Origin of the sequence: Burkholderia sp. Ac-20345 (assembly GCF_017104825.1) — a bacterium.
Classification (GTDB): domain Bacteria; phylum Pseudomonadota; class Gammaproteobacteria; order Burkholderiales; family Burkholderiaceae; genus Burkholderia; species Burkholderia lata_B.
This window is the reverse complement of the sequence record NZ_JAAGPO010000514.1, coordinates 1-238: the sequence shown is the minus strand read 5'-3', so window position 1 is coordinate 238 and position 238 is coordinate 1. Positions and strand designations below refer to the sequence as shown.

Genomic DNA, 238 nt, shown 5'->3' with positions numbered 1-238 from the left:
GCGCACGAGATAACACATGCAGGGACGAAGAGTGTAGTAATGGACAGACGACTGTCGGAAGAGAGGGAGATGAGACACAATAGTGTGAGTAGAATTAAAATAGATGTTAGCATCAGGATAAGGTGTAGAGATAGAAGAGGCACGCAGGACGAGGAGATGAATGATAACAAAGCTGAGTAATGGAACGCAAGAATAGACTGAAGAAACAAGAGAAGAAGAGAGGATTTTTTTTTTTTTC

The 238-nt window shown here is 41.6% G+C and carries 1 protein-coding gene; it reads left to right on the top strand.

From position 1 onward, the window contains the following. Positions 1-180: hypothetical protein (locus G3O06_RS48375; RefSeq protein ID WP_205820474.1), on the top strand; the 180-nt coding region annotated here is incomplete at its 5' end. Positions 181-238 lie beyond the last annotated feature (58 nt).